We start from the raw sequence: 19,325 nt of genomic DNA on the forward strand, positions 1-19,325 counted from the left end.
GCTCCGAATATAGCAGCAGGAAGTAAACCCAAAGGTTATACTTCCTGCCCGCATTTGTCTTTCCTATTCTGCTTTTTTGATCGCGTTACCGTAAATCTCAATATATTTAGCAAGGTTCAAGCCGTCAAAACCTTTCACGTAAGCATCCCAATCCTTCTGGATGTCTTTGCTGCCAATAATGAATTGAGCCATGTTAGTTGTTACATAGTCTTGAATCGATGTTGTCAATTGCGAAGCGGCATCGGTATCCTCCGGACGAATAAAGACGCCGGACGGGTAAATTTCTTTTGGCGAATAAGGGGCAAATGCGTTAGTCGCTTGCGCAAGCCGCGTTTCGTAGCCGTCTGCAGCGAGCGGGTCCTGTCCTACAGCAAACAGGTCGCGGAACTCCTTCGTCAAATCCTTCGGCCCCATCAAAACCCAGCTGTCGTTACGGATCACGTCCGGATCAGCTACCGGAGTTCCCTTGAAGCTGTATTTCGCAGGTTGACCGTCGATATTTTTCTCGTCTGCTTCTGCTGTTTTCCAGCCAATGCCTTCTTCGGAGCCATATTCGCTCTTAATCGCGCCTTCCTCACTGAAGGCATAATCCATAATTTTGATCGCAGCGATTTGCTGCGCCTCAGATGCTTTATTCGTTAGCGCAAATTGGAATTCACTAATGCCTTGCGAAGCGCCAGCCAGCTGCACGCCGTCTGGTCCTTTGAGCGGCGGTACGATTACCCAGTGCTTATGTCTTGTTAGCTTTTCGTCGTACGGATTGACCAAGTAACTAACGAGCGCAGTCGTAATCGCGCCTACGATTTCGTCACCCTCGCGATTGCCAAGCTGACCGATAGCTTGATCGTTTTGTGTAAAGGAAGCCGGGTCAATTAGACCTTCCTTGTACAGCTTGTTCATGTAAATAAGGCCTTGCTTCCAGCCTTCCTTGTTCGCTGCAAAGTCTACTTTGCCGTCATTCAATGTCAAATATTTGCCATTATCATTATAGATAAAGGAATTCATTAAATAAGCGTCGATGTTCCCGTTCCATACGTTTTTGTTTGGTGCGCCTGTTAGCGGAATTTCGTCAGCTTTACCGTTTCCGTTCGGATCCTTTTCTTTGAAAGCTTTCAGTACTGTATACAGCTCGTCTGTCGTAGTCGGAACTGCTAAACCTACTTTATCGAGCCACTCTTTATTCATCCAAAACTTTTGAGAGAAGGTGCAGTGGTAGCATTCATTTAAACGCGGAAGAGCGTAAATGTTGCCGTCTGTTGCCGTAATCGCATCTTTAAAATACGATTTTTTCTCCATCATCGCTTTGATGTTCGGAGCATATTTATCGATCAAATCATTCAGCGGCAGGAACACGCCTTGTTTGCCGTAAGTCAGCAAATCCGTATGCGTAAATTTTCCCTCTAGGAATACTTCCGGATAATCACCGCTTGCGAGCAGCAATTGACGGCGATCCGTCAGCGCGTCCGCAGGAGCGAGATCCCATTTTATTTTGACATTGAATTTTTCCTCTACGTGCTTCGTGTAGGTGTTGTCTTCTAAGGGTGCTTTACCTTGAGGAGCAAAAAATGTCATCGTAACCGGTCCCGCTTCTTCGGTTGTATTTTTCTCTCCGGTGTTTGTAGAAGTATTATTACCCTCATCGCTTTTTCCACAAGCTGTCAATACCAATGTAAGGCTTATTATGAGTGCAAGCATGCTGAAAAATGTTTTTTTCATTTGGACCCCTCCTAAAATGGTAGTTAAACAAACTTCGCTTCGTGCTAGCAAACCTGGCCGCGCACTTGGAGCTCGCCGCATCACCTCCTTATTATAGATGAAAACCCACTTAACCTTTCAATGAACCGATCATGACGCCTTTCACGAAATGCTTCTGCACGAACGGATACATAATGAGCACTGGTACCGAAGCTACGACGATCAATGCGTATTTTAGCACCTGCTCGAAACCCTGCACCCGCGCCTGCTGGGCGGTGTTCGCGAGCATTTCCGGATCTGACGCATTTAGAATAAGCAAGTTTCGCAGTACATATTGCAGCGGGAACAGACTCTCCGATCTTAAATAAATGAGAGCGTCAAAGTACGCGTTCCAGTGGCCTACCGCATACATTAGGGTCATTACCGCGAGAATCGGCTTTGACAACGGCAGCACGATGCTGACCAGGTACCTTATATCTCTGCAGCCGTCAATTTGCGCCGCTTCAGACAATTCGGGCGGAATTGAAGATTGAAAAAACGTTCGCGCCACGATGACCTGGAATACCGAGAAAGCGCCCGGCAGCCACATCGCCCAGCGTGTGTCCAGCATTTCCAAATCTTTGACGAGGAGATAAGTAGGAATAAGTCCGCCGCTGAAGAACATCGTAATCATCATGAGGATCATGACAAAATTTCGGCCGTAAAAGCTTTTGACTGCCAACGGATAAGCAAGCAGCACCGTAAATACCAAATTGATCAACGTACCGAAAACCGTGTAAATGATGGTATTGTAATAGCCATACATAAGCTGCGTGCTATTAAAGATCGATTTATACGCCTTTAGGCTGAACTCCACGGGCAGCAGCCATACTTGTCCCGATACGACGGCTCTAGGCGAGCTGAAGGATGAACTAATAATATAGAGGAGCGGATACATAACGGCTAACATTAGCAGAGTCAAAAAGATATAAATACCTAACAAGAAAATGCGATCGCCAAAGGGTTCTTTAATTTTTTTTGTTTCGATCATGTTCATCCCTCCCTACCATAAACTTGTTTCAGAAATTTTCTTCGCAAAGGCATTAACCACCATCAGCAAAATCAAATTGATGACGGAGTTGAAAAGACCGACCGCAGATGAGAAACTGAAATTTGCGCCGACGAGCCCCACTTTATACACGTAAGTGGATATAACCTCGGAGGAGCTTAAGTTTAGCGGGTTCTGCATCAGGTATATTTTTTCAAAGCCTACGCCCATCACGCTTCCGAGACTGAGTATAAGCATGATAACCGTAATAGGCAGCAGTGACGGCAGGTCGATATAAATAATTTTTTTCCATCTGGAGGCTCCGTCTACTCTTGCCGCCTCGTACAGCGATGGATCGACGCTGGCGAGCGCCGCAATATATATAATGGAAGCATAGCCCATTTCCTGCCAAACCCCCGACCATACATAAATCGATTTGAAAAATTCCGGAACGCCCATGAAGTTGGTCATTTCCCAGCCTAAGAAAGAAAATACTCTGTCAATGACACCGACATGCGGTGTAAGCATCAGCATGACGATCGAAACCATAACAACGGTAGAAATAAAATGCGGCGCGTAAGTAACCATTTGTACCGATTTCTTAAATTTGCCCGTACGCACTTCATTTAAAGCAAGAGCGAGCATGATCGGAATCGGAAAGCCTGCAAGAAGCGAATAGAAGCTGATTCCTAGCGTATTTTTAATGATCAGCCAAAAGTTTGGAGAAGTGAAAAAAGTTTCGAAATGTTTAAGCCCCACCCATTTGCTGCCCCAGATGCCCTGCACGACGTTAAAATCTTTAAAGGCGATCTGCACGCCGAACATCGGCACATATTTGAAAATAATTAAATAGAGGACTGGCAGAAGAACCAAAAAGTACAATTCCCAATGTTTCTTTATTTTTTTCCACGTCGTAAGCTTACTTTTGAATTTTAGATTGTGAAGCTCCGTATTTTCTAACGCATTCACCTGTGCATGATTCATTCGCAGCTCTCCTTTGCAGCAATTTAACGAAGCACTTCTTGCAGTTGTCGATTGTGTCCTAGCCCACAACTCGATTCTAGCCCGTTTACGAAAACTTCATCAATTCGTAAGTTTCCCGCACCTCTCCTTTTTCTAAATAAGCGAAAAATGCCTCTATTTAAGCCGATTCATGCATTTTTCACAAACCATTCATAATTCCCGCATTCGTAAAACGTAAGCAGCACGTGGTTTTCCGGGCAAATAAAAAAACCTCGAGAATGCKGAACGCCGCTCTCGAGGCTCTTTCATAAATAAAGCTCTACCATTTAACTGCTTTCCCCCAGCTGCTTCCGAAAGTCCCGCGGGGATAGGCCAACGACATTTTTAAAGGCGCGGTTGAAGGAATTGTAGTTATAATAACCAACCTCGCTACTAATTTCCTGCATCGGCTTTTGTGTTTCCAAGAGCATCTGCTTCGCGTTCGCAATGCGGAGGCCAATGAGGAAGTCCACGAAATTCTCCCCGAACTCCTCCTTGAACATTTTGCTCAAATATTTAGAGTTTAGCTGGAACTTCGTGCTCAAGAAATCGAGCGACAGCTCGGAGTTCGCAAAGTTTTCTTCTATATGCGTCCTGATTTCAATAATAAGCGCTTTGTTGCTGTGTGAATCCCGCTGCATCTGCATCTTCTCGTTCATCATTGCAAAAATGCTGCTGCAGCCCTGCTGCAGATCATCGAGGTTATCCCACCGCATCGCTAGTTCTCGTAAATCCGTCTGAACGGCCCGCCAAATATTACGATATTCCTTCGATAATTCGAGTACCTCACCCTCCAAATGATGAACGAAAAACTGCAGCAGGCTTTCGATCTCTTTGCGAGGCAGCAGCGAATCCCGGATTTGATCGAAAAAGACGTTCAAATGCTTCAGCCAATCATTTTCGGCAAGGCGCAGCGACTGGGAAAGCAAATAAATGGTTTTGAAATACTCTTGGATTTCGGTCTGCGGTCTTACGGTATCTTCCAAGGTAATAACCCGATTGCTGCCGAGTACGGCTTTATACTGCAAGCAGTAATTCGCCTTTTCGTAAGAAACGCGCAGCTCTTCCAGCGTATTCGCCGGCTCTCCGCGCCCGATCGTAATATTGAAGCTGACATTTTGCTCGATCCAAGTTCGGCACTCCTGAATAATATAATCATTTTTCTCCATCGCATCCGCTTCCGGCGACTGCCAGAGGATGAAGGATACCCGGCGGTCGGTCGTCCATTCCGCCCATACCGTGACACCAAGATTTTTGGCCGTCTCGTGAATTACGCTGTATAGCGTAAATTTCAGCAGCGATTGATCCCGTTGATTGTAAATCGCTTGAAATGCGAAATAATCATCGATTTCAATAACGTGAACAGTCGAAATTTTCCCCTCCACGTCCAAATCATAGCTGCGAAGCTCGGAAATCCAGGCTTCGTCGGTTATTTGAACGGCACCCTCAAGCACCTGATGAAAATGATATTTTTTTTGTAAAATCAGCTTTTCCCGGTACTGCTGCTGGAATTGCTTCGTTTCGCTCATTAAGTTTTCAAGCGTGTTTTGAATAAAAATAAATTCACTCTCGGAATTGGCACTTGTTCCTTCACTTTTGGCCGAATACGTCTGCATAAGCGACACGAGCTGCTGGATCGGCTGATAGTTCCGTTTGGTCACGTAAAAAACCCACAGAATGCCGAACACCACGACGGCAATCGCGAATACAACCCATACATTGTAGAAGGTGAGTACGAATTTCAGCCCGTTCTTGTCCAAAATACCGCTGTTAATTTCCCAGCCCGTATACGGGGAAGTGTATGTCGATAAAACGGGGCCGGTGGTGGACGGATCCACTTCCTCCCCAAGCAAATTACGGCCTTCCTTGTCGATCATGCTTACAAAGCTTACATCCGAGTTATACATCCGGCTAACCGTATCCTGCAGCTTTGTTAAGCTGACGTTCACAACAAAATACCCCTGCTTGTCGCCCATATTGTATGGAGCCGTTCTTACTAAAGTAATGACGTTTTCGGTATCGACCTCGGAATTTGAGAATGCATTATACTTTCGCTCACCAGTCCACTTTGCTCCGGTTGCTTGCTCCGCATAGTTCTCGATAAACGATTTATCTTGAAAATCTTCGAAATTTCTCGGGACATCACCAAAAATAAACCGGTCCTTGAAGCGCATAAAATAAATCGAATCTATGATCGGATAATTGAATTTCAATTCATCTATCACTTTAAGCGCTTGAATGTTAGCAGCCACGTCTACGCTGTCTCTGCTAAAAAAACGACGGATATCCGGATTCGTCAATATTTCCCGCACGACCTGATAATCGATTGCCTTTAATGAATTATCCGAAAAGAGAGTGACCTGCTGAGCCAAAAAATCATTGGCTTTTATCGCTTCTCTTCGGTTTTGTTCATTCAGGGTTTGGAAAAAAACGACAAACAAAATCATCGTCACGATAAAAAAGACCGGTAGATACGATAACAACAAACGGCGAAACCACATTTTGTTCAATCCTTGTATCACCTTCCCCTTGTTTATCTCTAAGCGTACCCCATCCAAAAGAGCAGGACAAGATACATTATTTCCAATTTGAATATCCAAAAAACTGACGTCTGCAGGAGGACGTCAGTTTTTCAATCAAGTAGATGGGTAACCGGTTATTTAGGCAAGCAGCCGGAACACATGCGCCACAGGCGCCTTGCCGCCGTACTCTGCTTGCGGCAGTTGAACGATTAGGCCAGCCTCCGTTCGTTCAAACGGCAGGCTTTCATCAGTACCCACCAGCTCAACGCTGTTCACGGACTCGGTATACGGAATCACGACATGCTCGGCAACCGCCGTATCCTCGGAAGGATACAAATAAGTGGCGAATACGGTGTTTTCTTTGCGGGTGAATGCAAAGCCTTCGGTAAAGTAAGGCGCGCAGATTCTGGTTCCATACACGGCCTCGCCATATGTTTTCATCCATGCGCCTAATTGTTTAATCGTCGCAATTGCGCCCTCCGGAAGCCTTCCGTCCGGCTGCGGACCGACATTGAGCGCCAGGTTTCCGCCTTTAGCAACGACCTCCATCAGAATGTTCACAACCTTGCGCAGCGATTTGTACTTGTCCTCGTAGCGGAAGGAGAAGGAGGTGCCGAGCGTGATACAGCTTTCCCACGGCACATTCATCGGACCGTCCGGGATCGTCTGCTCGGGGGTTACGATATTTTCATATGGACCGCCAACCGTTCTGTCCGCCGACAGCAGCCACGGCTGCGTTTCGCGCGCGCGATCGACCAATTCACCCAAGCGAATATCCTGCGGCACTCTGCCGCCGTCTCTCACCCAGCCGGCATCGAGCCACAGCACGTCGATGCGTCCATACTTAGTCAGCAGCTCCATCATTTGCTCATGCGTGAACTGTACGAACTTCTCCCAAAGCCAAGGATATTGCTTCGGATCATACGAGGGGCCGCGCCAAGTATGCGTTCCGCGCTCCATTCCTGGCGTCCAATAGGAAGGCGTATGCCAATCGGCCTTGGAGAAGTAAGCCGAGATTGCAAGTCCCTTATCCCGGAAGGCATCGAACACATTTTTGCAAATATCCGCGTACTTATGCGTATGGAACGGCGTCTCCGGGCCGGTACTCCGGTAGTCCGTCGTATGCGTGTCCCACATGCAGAAGCCGTCATGATGCTTTGTCGTAAAAGTCAAATATTTGAAGCCGCCCTCTGCCGCAATATCTGCCCATAACTCCGGCTGCAATCGAACGGGATTAAACGTTTTGTTCAAGCCAAAATATTGCCGCTTCAGCTCCTCGCTGTCCACGCCCCAATCGATGCCGTCACGGGACCAATCGCCGTCTTCGTCGCTAAGCGCCCATGATTCCACGAGACCGAGCTGTGAATAAGGTCCCCAGTGCATCATAATGCCGAGCTTCTGATCCTTGAACCATTCCAGCCGTTCCAAAATAAGCGGATTATCCGGCTTGACCCAATCTTCCTCCGCGCTGAAATTGTGTACGCCATTTTCTACCTCTGCTGCTTCCTCTACAGTATCAACTATAAGACTGCCCTCATGCTGCTGCGTCTGCCCGTTGCTCATTTTGACCGCTCCTCCTCTTATGTCCCTCAAAATTCATTTGCCCAGCCACTGGCTGCTTCACTAATCTCCTTCATGTATAATCCAATGGCCGCAGTGCCCGCAATTGCCATCTTTCCATCAAAATCACATTTTTCGTTAACGCTTTGTAAACATGCCAGCGATAAAGTACACCTTTTTCGAAAAGATTGCATTTTTCGGAAAAGTGCCGTGAAATAAGGCTTTTCCAAGCAGTCCTTGACTGCAAAAGCTCGTTTCGCAGTGAAATATAAGCATAGTATAAGGTTAAATTTTATACTTTCTTATATAAAAAAAAGGCTTGCTTTGAACAACAAAGCGCAGCCTTTTTTTCGTTTTTTCTATTTTTTCAGCAGCTCGAATACCGCCTTATTTTCACCGACCGTACGCCCGTTGTCATTGCGAAGCGCTGTCGGCGCGAGCGCATACATGCTGGCAATGGTGTCCTGGTTGTCATAACCGATCTGCTCCAAAATCGATGCGATAATGATCGGCCATGGCTCCTCGGACCCGTCCATTACTTTCAAAGCGAATGCGATTCGCTCCTTTCGCAGACCGAAGCAATAAATGCCCTTCGCCCCGCCCTTGACCACGATATTCGGATCTCTCAGCAAAGTAGAGCAGATGAACCATGGTGCGGATACCATCTCAGGATGGGCGTTCATTAGACGGGATACCTCGCTGGCAGCGCTTCGGACGTCCGCTCTATTAATTAAATCAGGGCAAGCCAATTTCAAATACATAGACGCGATATGCTTTAACGGCAGAGCATATACGGGAAAACCGCAGCCATCGACGCTGATATGAATTTGCGCTGCCGGATAATCCGACATATAAGCTACGATGTCGAGCACCTCGGCTTGTGCGGGATGCTCTGGCTCCCCATACCCCTCCAGCGGATAGCCCTTCCCTTTGCTGAGCGCTAGGATGCCAAGATGCTTACCCGAGCAATTATGGTAAATGCGCCGCTTCGGCTTTTGCTCGCAAAGCAGTTCATCGCGGGCCTGCGGGCTGAGCGGATACGTCTGCGAACAGATCAGCAGCTCTTYGCTTAGGCCCAGCTTGCCCAGCATCGCTTGAAGCGCCTCCACATGATAAGCTTCCGCGCGATGCGAAGCCATCATGATCGTCTTCTCTTTTTCCGTAAAACGATACGTATCCGGGATGCCATGCATAAACGCGGGAATCGCTTGAAACGGTTTTGCCGAGGAGCGCATGAAGGCAACCCATTCCGGATCTCCAGCGCTAAAAATAACCTCGCCTCTTTCATTCACGCCGCAAATATGGCCGGAATGCACGTTTTCAAGCCTGCCTCCGCGATACTGCTCGACCAGCCTAACGGCAGATTCCATAGAACCATGCCTCCTTATCCCTTCCAAATAAACTTGGCTAACTGAATTCTTTTAAACGGTTCTCACGAATCAATTGATAGATTAATTCCGCAAAGAGGCTGTTCGCCCAAGCAAACCAAGGTCTCGTATACGCGCTCGGGTCATTCACATGGAAGCCTTCATGCATATAACCGGTATCTGCGTCTGTCCTCGTTAAGGTCCGGACAATTTCAGCGATTTCCTCGTTATCCGATGACGTTAAAGCCTGCATCGATAGGCTTATATGCCAGATATAATGCTTCGGAGTGTGCGGACTGCCGATCCCCTTCGCTTGACTGCCCTCGTAATAATAAGGATTCTGCTTGCTCAAAATAAATTTTCTCGTATTGCTATAAATCGGATCATCCTTGTCCGCGTAACCGAGATAGGGAATCGAAAGCAGGCTCGGCACGTTCGCATCGTCCATCAGGTTGTAATTGCCGAAGCCGTCGGTTTCATAAGCAAACATTTCGCCGAATTCCGGATGCCGGTAAATGCCGTACGTGCGAATGCCGTAATCGATCTCTTCTCTCAAAATACCCGCTTCTTCCTTTACTTGCGCATCGGCATAGATATGCTCCGCTATTTCCTCCATGTAGCCGAGTACGACGCATGCAAACATATTAGCCGGAATCAAATAGCCGAACGTGCACGCGTCGTCGCTTGGCCGGAAGCCGGACCATGTCATGCCCGTGTAATTGACCGGCATGCCCATCCGATCATTGCGCAGCGTATCGGTTTTGGGTCCCGTCGTCCGCGCGAAGCGGTAGGGGGACTGCTCAAAATGCCTTTGCTCCGTGCGCCATAAGCGAATAATCGTCTTCATCGTGTTCAAAAACGTTTCATCGAACAAAGTTGTCATTCCCGTCTGCTTCCAATACAAGTAGCTGAGCTGGATCGGATAGCAAAGCGAATCGATTTCATACTTTCGCTCCCATACCCACGGGTTAAGCTCCGTTAAATCATCCTCATAGCGGTTATCATTATCCTCCTCGTTGAAGGCATTCGCATAAGGATCAATTTGAATATACATCAGCTGGCGCTTGACTAAGCCCTCGATCACGCGCTGCAGCTCCTCATCCTGCGCGGCAAGCGGGAGATAATGCCTCACTTGGGCGCTGGAATCCCGCAGCCACATGGCTGGAATATCGCCGGTAAATACGAAGGTTGTGCCGTCATCCATTAATTTCGTTGTCGTCTCCAGCGTATTCGGAAAGCACTGCTTAAACATGTGCAGCAGCTTCGGATGATGGGCCAGCTCGCTCTCCGCCTGCTTAAGGCATTGCTGAACCGCCTTCGGCAAAGTCATTTCGCTCATCTTGGTCAACTTTGTCACCTCTGTATAAGTTATTTGTTAGATTTATCGTTATAGACGGCAAATGATCGAATGTGAGGCTCCAAGGCACTCTCCAATATCGTTAGGCGAATATGCGAGGTACGAACGGGCAGCGTTAGCAGATCGATCTTCTTATGGCCGATCGCACTGCCTCTAGCGATTACCGTCCACTCGCCCTTGATCTCTGCTTCTACGATGTAACTTTGCACTCTTTCGCCCAGCTCAATTTGCTCCATAATGACCGTTCGTTGAATGTCCATCTCCCGTTCCAAGTGAATCGAGATCGAACCGCTGCCGCTGCTCACCGCAAGGGGGCTCGCATATCTTCGATTTATTTCATCACCCAGCTCGAGCACGCGCTGAACCTCAGCATCCGGAATCAAGCCCCTGCTGTCTGGCGCTGCGTTAAGCAGCAGCGTCGCGCCGTGACCGACCGACCTTTCGTATAGATCGATAAGCTCATCCAAGGAACGGAGAGGCGTCTCGTCATCCGGATGCCAAAACCAATGATTGCCCCGAATCGGAACGGGACATTCGGCGGGCACCCAATCCGGCGTTTCCGGCAGCCACGCCGTCATATCATTCGTGAACATGCTGACTCGCGCCGCTTCCGCCGTATTCCAGCACGGATAAGGAGCGAAGCCGTCCTCGTTGCCTACCCAGCGTACGGTCGGCGCACCCATATTAAACACCATGGCATTAGGCTGATACTGCTTCACAAGGCCCATGATCCGCGGCCAATCATATCGTCTGCCTTCCGAGCCCGCGCCATCGAACCATACTTCAACTAACGGTCCGTACCCGGTGAGCAGCTCCGTTAATTGTTCGCAATACACGTCATCATAGGCCGCTTCATCCGAATAACGCGGATCATGCCGATCCCATGGCGATATATAAATGCCGAAGCTCATCCCTTCTTCAAGGCATGCCTCCGCGCATTCACGAACGACGTCGCCTTCCCCGTTCCTCCATGGACTAGACTTGACGGAGTAGGAGGTCGTCTTCGTCGGCCATAAGCAAAAGCCGTCATGATGCTTCGCAGTTAGCATGAAATAACGGAACCCTGCTTGCTTAGCCGTCCTTACCCACTGCCTGGCATCCAGCTCAATTGGATTAAACGCTTCGGGACTATCATCGCCGTCACCCCACTCACGATTGCAAAACGTATTCAGGCCAAAATGGCAAAACATGCCCAGCTCTAAATCCTGCCACGCCAGCTGCTGCTGTGTAGGCCTCGCTAAATATGGCTTAATCAACGTTATTCCCTCCATTCTTTGCTTTTGCAGCTAGTCCTAACTTTCGTTAAACGTAATCGTTACCTCTTCCGGCCGATATACCTTAAGCAGCCGTCCTGTCCGATCCGTCGCGAACATAACCGTTCTTTCCGGCTCCAAGGCGAAGGCGTAGGATATTCCCGATTCGGGATCCGTTACTTCCACCTCGGCCTTCACTGCATATTCCGAGACAAAGACGAACAGCGCGCCTTCCCTGAACGCAAGCTTCCGTCCGTATACGCCGGGCAAATCTCCGCCTTTAAGCCATACAAGCTCTGCGGCTACTCCGGCCTGGCCGATCGCATAATCATATACCTCGGTCAAAGCCTCGGAACGGTCATTCAATTCGACCGGCAGCGGGCACCAAAGAAACATCCCTTTCCCGATTTTCTTTGAAGTCAGCCGCGCGGAGCATGCGGCGCTTTCAGAGACAGGAATCGTTTCTTTGGCCGCTTCCGCAATCCGGTTATTGGCGAAGGATACGGGAATAAGCCGTCCGTCGAGTTCCAATACTTCTTCGCGCAGCACGTTGGCTACCGCGGATTCACCTACCAATCCAAATGCGCGCTCGGTGGGACGCCAATACTCATCCAGACTGATCGGCCCCGTAAACAGAAGCGTCCCTCCATGCTCCTTGACATGGTTCAGCAGCTTGCCCAGCGCCTCGCTGCTGAAATTATGCGCGCTCGGGACAATGATGAGCTTTGGCGGCTGCTCGCCAAGCGCTTCAAGATGATACTCGCCAAGCGCACGGAACGGCTGCTTCAGCTCATAAGCCATCGTTCGCGTGAGCTTTGTCGTTGCAGCGAGGGCAAGGCTGCGGGCGGAGAAGTCATTGGAATACGGATAGATGACAACGGTCTCCTCCAAGCGCCGATCCTCGAATAAATGACCGATCCCGCCAATAAATTGCCCAAAATCATAAGAGACGTCGGCCTCCGGCTTCTCGGTTCCATCCGCTCTAAGCGCGCCAATATTCGATTCGTTCACGTTATGCATATAAAAATTAATATTCCAAATCCATTGCACCGCGCCTGCCGCTCCCGTAGCGAATGCATAGGCATATTTTCTCTCCAATATATTTCGGAGCTCCAGCTCAGTGCGCTTCGCCTTGCCATCCGCCGTTTCCACATACATCATGCCCGTCTCCTGCACGAGGTTCGGCTTATTCGGCGTCTTGGTAAAGATCGTATCCCACACCAGGTCATCCATGAGCCACCAGGAATGCACATTCGTATAATCAACCGCTTCCTCGTAAAAGAACGGGGATGGACGCTGGCCGGCAAGCGCCTCATCCTGCCCGACCGTTATAAGCTGCTTCGGCTGCAGATGCCGAATCGTTGCGCTAAGCTCCCGCGCCCATTGATTATGCATCTCCATCGTAAACAAGCAATAATCAAGCCACTGCCCGTTCTTGCGCGGATGAATCGCTGTCGTATTGAAATTAATGTCCGCCTTGCGTGGCGGCCTCGCAGCATCGAAGGAGGACAAATCGGCAGGCGTTCGATTCCAGCGCTCCTGCAGCAGCCGGATATCGTCCTGATGGCGCAGCCGCAGCCACGCAATAAACTGTTCCTGTTCGTAAGGGTCAGCGCAGGTTTGTGGTCCGCTGAACGTCTTGTCCGGGTGAAACAGCGACGGTTCATTCACCAGATCCCAGTGCACATGGGTAGATTTCGCGTGACGCGATACGATAGCCGCCACGAATCTTTTCTGCGCTTCGACGCTTCTTGGGTCTAGATACGGATTGACGCCTTCCCATGCCTCGGGAGTAAACGCAAAAAACGTAAACGTAACCTCCAAGCTATGCCTTTTAGCTGTCAGCAAAAAGGCGTCGATCGCTCGCAGCACCTCTTCGGAGGGATGCCCGTCAACGAACATGACCTGCCGCCATGCCGTCCATATCCCGGTTCTTATATAATTGATACCGGCCCGTTTCATTTGAGCCATGTCCCGATCCCACGTCGACACGTTCGGCATGAACAAAAACTTGCGCGCAACGTCGGAGGTCATATAGGTCATGCCGACAATCGGCAGCGGTTTGCCGTTTTTTCGAAAATAATCACGATCGCAGGTCAGCAGTTCCCCCTCCTGCAGCAGATGCTCGTCATACCCCCAAAAGCCTTGTCGATAAATACGCGTTTCCCCGTCATCAGAGACAGCCGTACAGATGGCCTCGTAATAACCGGGCTCTATCGCTATAGGCATTGGAAGTCGCAAAAGGGTTAACTCGCGCGAGCCCGCAAGCCCTGTCTCGCTCTCCCATATCACGTGCGCTCCGCCCGCCGCTTGTCTCGTCACCGTTATTTGAAACTTCCACTCTGACGTTGGAGCGGTCTGTCCCATTCCCGTCTGTACGGCCTCTCTCCGGCCAAGCGCCTGCAGCTGCAGCGAAAACGTTGGACGATCACCCGGCTCATAGCTGCCATAGTTTGGCTTGAACCAAATTTCGGTTACGCCCCTCGCGCAAAACGAGCTCCACTCCAGGACAGCCTCCGCGCCGCCAGCATTCCAAAAATGTTCCTCCAGCGCTTGGTTAACGAACAGCCAACGTCCGCCGGCGAAAGCGCCCTTCGTATTCTCTATCAGTACGCATGGTGCAGCAATCTCTCGGCCGGCAGCGGAAATGCCTTTTAGCAGCGGGTAAATATGTGCATCCATCGGTCCGCTGGAACCGCCTTGCCCCGGCTGGTCGTCAGCCTTCGTCGCATGAAGCACAAAGCCTACCGTCGGTTGCACAGAGAACAGCGACAGTTTATCCGCGAATAGCGGAATGTCCGGATTCGCCGCGTATTCTCTAATAGGACCGGCATCCACAGGCAGCATCTCATGAATATTCAACTCTTGATGATAAGCCGTCTGCTCCGGTTCTGCCCGGTAATGTCCCGCTTCCAGGTAAACGGGACTGCGAAAGGGCGCTCCGCCCATATGCAGCAAGGCTCCTCCCCGCTTCAAATAGCCAAGCAAGGAAGTCCAAGCCTCCTTAGGAAAATATTGTCCATGCAGGTATACTAGGCTTTGTGCCGTTTGCAGCGCATCCGTCAAGCCGCTCACGTCAACTACCGCAGCGAATGAAGCAAGGTCAGCCAGCTGCTGCTTATTCGGACGTGCGCCCTCGTATGGAAACGACTTATCGTAAAACACAATGATTTTGTTCATCTGCGCACTCTCCTCGTTGTTCAAATCGTCAGCTGCCCAGCATCGGCATGTCCGTGAAAGCAACCGCGGCTTCTTCCGTCCCATGCAGCTCAAAGACGATAATTTCATTATTGCCAGCTTGAAGTAACGGAGCTGGGACATACAGCGTTTGAGCTGGACCTTTGTTCCAATAGCGTCCCAAATTAAAGCCGTTTATGAATACGATTCCCTTCGTCCAGCCGCCCATATCAAGGAATGTATCTCTGGGATCATTGTCGATGCACAGGCTCGCCCGATAGAAGGAAGGATGTTTTGTTCCAGTAACCTCCTTGTAGGAGAGCATGGACAGCTCCTCCATCTGAAGCGGGTGGATCAGCCAATTGAACAAAAATTGAAAGCCCAGCCGAACGCCCTCGGTAATGCCTTTGCGATCCTTTAAATAAGGGCCGTAATTGATTCTGCCCATATTCTCGACCACGATGCGGAGCTCGGCACCGCCTGCCGGGACCTCGAAGGAAACGGTTTGTTCCTCCGCTGAACGTTCAATGACTCCAATAAATTCACCGTTCACGTAAATGAGCGCCCGGTCCCGCACCTCCTGAAGATGAAGCTGCTCCTTCGGCCTTGGCCCGGATATCCAGGTCGTATACGCAATAAAGCCATAGCTTTGCCCTACCTTCTCCATCGGCAGCGGCGACGGCGACGAAACGGCCGCAGACAGCACATCCAGATACTCGAACAAATCCGCCTGCCCGGTCATGGCGACCCTGCCGTACGCTCTTCTCGGAGCAGGCTCGGGAAGCTTCAGCTCGCCTAATTCCATGTATTTTGAAAGCACCTCGCGGACGGCATAAAATTTATCCGTCGGCTGCCCCGCTTCATCGAGCAGCGCATCGTAATCATAGCTCGTCGTCGTTGGTTCATACTGATCGCGAAGCTGGGCGTTCGCTCCGTTATAGAAGCCGAAATTCGTCCCGCCGTGAAATAAATAAAAGTTGACGGAAGCATCCGCCCGAAGCATCTCGTCGAATACGGCGGCTGCATCCGCGGCATCCCGCGTATGATGCTCCTCACCCCAATGATCGAACCATCCGTTCCAATATTCCATGCACATGAGCGGATGCCCCTGCTGATAATCGAGCAGCTTAGCAAAGGCAGAATCCGGCCCCGACCCGAAATTAACGGTTGCCAGAACGCCCGGAACGGAGCCGCCTTGCAGCAAGGCATCGGTCGGACCATCCGAGGTGAACAACAGCACATCGATTCCCCGCTGCCGCATCGCTGCTTGCAAATAAACCAAATAGTTACGGTCATTGCCATAGCTTCCGTATTCATTCTCGATTTGCATAGCGACGACCGGTCCGCCATTCGTGCAAAGAAAAGGAACCAGCCTCGGCAGTAATTCATCGAAATAAGCGTCTACTTTTTCTAAATACGGCTTATAGCTGCAGCGCAGCTGCATATCTGAATCGGCAAGCAGCCACGCCGGCAGGCCTCCGAATTCCCACTCCGCACAAATGTAAGGGCTGGGACGAATGATGACGAACAATTCGAGCCTGGCAGCGATCCCGATAAACTTCTCCATATCGGCTAGGCCGTCAAAGCAAAACTGTCCCTGCCGCGGCTCATGCAAATTCCAAGGGATATAGGTCTCGACCGTATTAAATCCGCATGCCTTGAGCTTCAGCAGCCGATCCTCCCAATATTCGGGCACTACTCGAAAATAGTGGATGGCGCCAGACACGATGCGGACTGGCTTGTCATTATACGTAAAGTTTTTTCCGTTCATGCTGAAATTTCCCATTACAAAACCAGCTCCCAGAAGGCAATTTTCTTCCGATTCCACGTATACGTGACATACAGCTTACCGCTATTTTCAACTATCGCCGGATAAGAGAATTCGCCTTCTCCCTCTTCCAGAACGAGAGCTTGCTGCCAGGTTAAACCGTCATCCGCTGAGAGGCTGACGACAAGCGGCGTTCTCGGACCCCAGTTTGCCCCGACCGGATTATGGACGAGCGCAAGCATGCCGCCCGCTGTCTTCACCAGATCAATTCCGCTATTATTGTTAGGCAGCATGGTTGCGTAGGCCTCACACCACTGTTCGCCMCCGTCCACCGAATCGCTGCGATAAATGAAGCCCTCCGTGCTGCGCAGCAGCATATGAACATGATTCGGCTTGGATTCCCAAAGCGTCGGCTGGATGACTCCTTTGCCTGGCTCGCGCGTAACACTAGCAACCCGTATGACATTACTGCTCGTCCACGTTTCACCCGCATCGGGGGATACATCGACGAAAGCCTCCCACGCTGCCTGCTCCAGCGAAGCGGGCGCCGCCCAAGCACCATTTTGCAAAATTATCGGTTTATTCCTTACGGGTCCCCTTCCTCCGCGGTCTCCTTGGACAAGCTCCTTTGGATGAGACCACGTCTGCCCCTCGTCTGCCGAGATCACCACTCGCGTATACCATTCCGAAAACGTATGGCCGACCTTATAAAATAAATAAACGGTTCCGTCCCCAGAAGTAAATAAGACCGGATTCCAATGCGGCAAGCCCTCTTCCTCCGCCGCTTTGACAGGAGTCGACCATATGCCGTTATCGCGGCGAGAAATCCATATATCAACGTCCGGATCTCCTTCGCAGGTACCTCCGAACCATGCCGACAACAATGCTCCGCCTGATAAATAAGTAAGCGTAGAAGCATGGCAGCTTGCGAAACCATCATTTTTTTCAAAAATATAGCTCTTCGTACCGGTAAGTGCAGCCATTCGCAACCTCCTCGCAAGCAGTAATGACTCATGCCGTTTTTTATATCGACCGCATCCGCTCGCACTGAATTCCAACACCATATAGCTGTTGTATTGCATTGACCATAATCGGTTTTTGCGCTGTGCTCAACGGGAAATATTCAACCTTTTCTCCTTTTTCCAGCAGCTTCCTCAATAACAGAACGATAAAGGAGGCTAAGCAACTTCTCTATTTTCTATCCGTTACGCACAGGGAGAAAAAGGTGAACTTCCCCCTGGATATTGGCGGCAAAAGCTTGTTTCGCGGTGAAATTTAAGCATCGTATCACGTTGAATTTATACTTTCTTATATAAAGAAAAGACGCCGTACGGTCTTTGCAGACCGTACGACGTCTTTTCTACAGCATTCCTTTGTTATTCAACAAGCACATCACTCAGCCGCACAATCGTCATGTAAGCCTGCTGACGCGTGTACGTCCCTTTGGGGCTAAACGTATTATTTCCAGTGCCATTCATGACGCCGTACGTGAAAACAAAATCAACGCTTGGTTTTGCCCAGCTCGCGATCGTCTTGTTATCCGTAAAAGCCGATGCATCGGCCGCCACATCATAGCCCAGCACCTCTGCCGTATTTGCCAGCATCACGGCAGCCTCTTGCCTTGTGATGCTTCCGCTTGGATCAAATATCCCATTTCCTTTGCCGTTTACGATGCCCATCAGATTCGCGGCTATCACTTCCTTGATGTTCGTATCCGTAAACGGATTATCGCTGAGGCTGACTTCATTTTCGACTAGAATCTCATCAATCGTTTGACCGGTTTTAACCTCAAGCAATCTGATGATGATTTTCGCAAAATCCGCGCGCGTTATTTTTTGCTTGTAGCTTCCCTGCAGTTCAGTTGGCACTAAGTCAGCCGCGATAGCTGCATCTACTTCTGCTTTTGCCCATGTATCCGGCTGGTCTCCCGAAGCCGCACCCTTGTCAATTTTGAAGAAATAGCTGGTTTGATCGCCTGTAGCCTCATCCCTGATGAACAATTCATAATAAGGAACGCCGTAATCAAAGGTTACGGTTGCTGTCGTATTAGCGGATAACGTATTAACAAGCTCTTTATTTCCGTTAACGGTCCAAGGAACCGGATCCGCAACGAGTATCCCATTCTCCAAGCTGTAGCCTAGTACGATTACGCTCATATTCACCTTTGCCGTGTAGCTCAAAACCGCCTTCTCCGGCACGAGCGTCGAAGTAACCTGGACATCTTCATAAATCTCCCCGAGATCATCAATCGTTAGCGATTCTGACACTTCACCAAATTTCTTCGAAATGGAATACGTATACTTATCCTTCGAAATTTCTGCAGCCGAAGCCGGCACTACGAATGACAATGCCATCAAACATACGGCCATCATCATAAAAAATGCTTTATTTCTTCTGTTCATTCATTTACCTCCACATGTATAGTGATATGTACCTGCTACCAATTCCACAACGTGGTTGGAAAATCCTTCATTTTCGACAAATTCCCGCTATATCCTGCGCTGAATGCAAGATAGTGCGCGTTTGTAAAGGTTCATGGATCATCTGCAAAAAAGCTAAGCGCATATGAAAATAAATAAAGCTGTCTCCCCAAGGCT

At 49.6% G+C, this 19,325-nt stretch carries 12 protein-coding genes; all 12 read right to left on the minus strand.

All coding sequences use genetic code 11. The features are described 5' to 3' along the window. Positions 1-63: 63 nt before the first annotated feature. Positions 64-1,716, minus strand: coding sequence for a type 2 periplasmic-binding domain-containing protein (locus AC1DLI_RS11970; protein WP_477602782.1), 1,653 nt, complete (start codon positions 1,714-1,716; stop codon positions 64-66). 109 nt (positions 1,717-1,825) lie between these two features. Then, a complete protein-coding gene (locus AC1DLI_RS11975; RefSeq protein ID WP_477602784.1) occupies positions 1,826-2,725 on the minus strand; it encodes a carbohydrate ABC transporter permease in 900 nt (299 codons plus the stop codon). Positions 2,726-2,737: 12 nt separating this feature from the next. Then, entirely contained in the window at positions 2,738-3,706 is a 969-nt protein-coding gene (locus AC1DLI_RS11980; protein ID WP_477602786.1) for an ABC transporter permease, read from the minus strand. Between the two features lie 305 nt (positions 3,707-4,011). Further along, on the minus strand, positions 4,012-6,225 hold the full coding sequence (locus AC1DLI_RS11985; protein ID WP_477602916.1) for a helix-turn-helix domain-containing protein: 2,214 nt from the start codon (positions 6,223-6,225) through the stop codon (positions 4,012-4,014). A 159-nt stretch (positions 6,226-6,384) separates the two neighbouring features. Next, complete coding sequence (locus AC1DLI_RS11990; protein WP_477602788.1) at positions 6,385-7,809, minus strand: alpha-L-fucosidase; 1,425 nt, start codon at positions 7,807-7,809, stop codon at positions 6,385-6,387. A 356-nt stretch (positions 7,810-8,165) separates the two neighbouring features. Next, positions 8,166-9,176, minus strand: a complete 1,011-nt coding sequence (locus AC1DLI_RS11995; RefSeq protein ID WP_477602790.1) for an asparaginase — start codon at positions 9,174-9,176, stop codon at positions 8,166-8,168. Positions 9,177-9,213: 37 nt separating this feature from the next. Next, on the minus strand, positions 9,214-10,512 hold the full coding sequence (locus AC1DLI_RS12000; RefSeq protein ID WP_477602918.1) for a glycoside hydrolase family 125 protein: 1,299 nt from the start codon (positions 10,510-10,512) through the stop codon (positions 9,214-9,216). Between the two features lie 29 nt (positions 10,513-10,541). Beyond that, on the minus strand, positions 10,542-11,786 hold the full coding sequence (locus AC1DLI_RS12005; protein WP_477602792.1) for an alpha-L-fucosidase: 1,245 nt from the start codon (positions 11,784-11,786) through the stop codon (positions 10,542-10,544). Between the two features lie 36 nt (positions 11,787-11,822). Then, positions 11,823-14,963: a beta-galactosidase gene (locus AC1DLI_RS12010; protein WP_477602794.1), complete on the minus strand. Its 3,141-nt coding sequence runs from the start codon at positions 14,961-14,963 to the stop codon at positions 11,823-11,825. 28 nt (positions 14,964-14,991) lie between these two features. Next, positions 14,992-16,746, minus strand: coding sequence for a glycoside hydrolase family 35 protein (locus AC1DLI_RS12015; RefSeq protein ID WP_477602796.1), 1,755 nt, complete (start codon positions 16,744-16,746; stop codon positions 14,992-14,994). Continuing rightward, positions 16,746-17,711 carry a sialidase family protein gene (locus tag AC1DLI_RS12020; RefSeq protein WP_477602798.1) on the minus strand — a complete coding sequence of 322 codons (966 nt, stop codon included), beginning with the start codon at positions 17,709-17,711 and terminating at the stop codon, positions 16,746-16,748. The genes AC1DLI_RS12015 and AC1DLI_RS12020 overlap by 1 nt, the downstream gene beginning before the upstream one ends. A gap of 393 nt (positions 17,712-18,104) precedes the next feature. After that, the gene (locus AC1DLI_RS12025) at positions 18,105-19,130 is read right to left on the minus strand and encodes an S-layer homology domain-containing protein (protein WP_477602800.1); all 1,026 of its coding nucleotides are present in this window, start codon (positions 19,128-19,130) and stop codon (positions 18,105-18,107) included. Positions 19,131-19,325 lie beyond the last annotated feature (195 nt).

The sequence above is a fragment of the Paenibacillus sp. 01T443 genome (assembly GCF_056398325.1).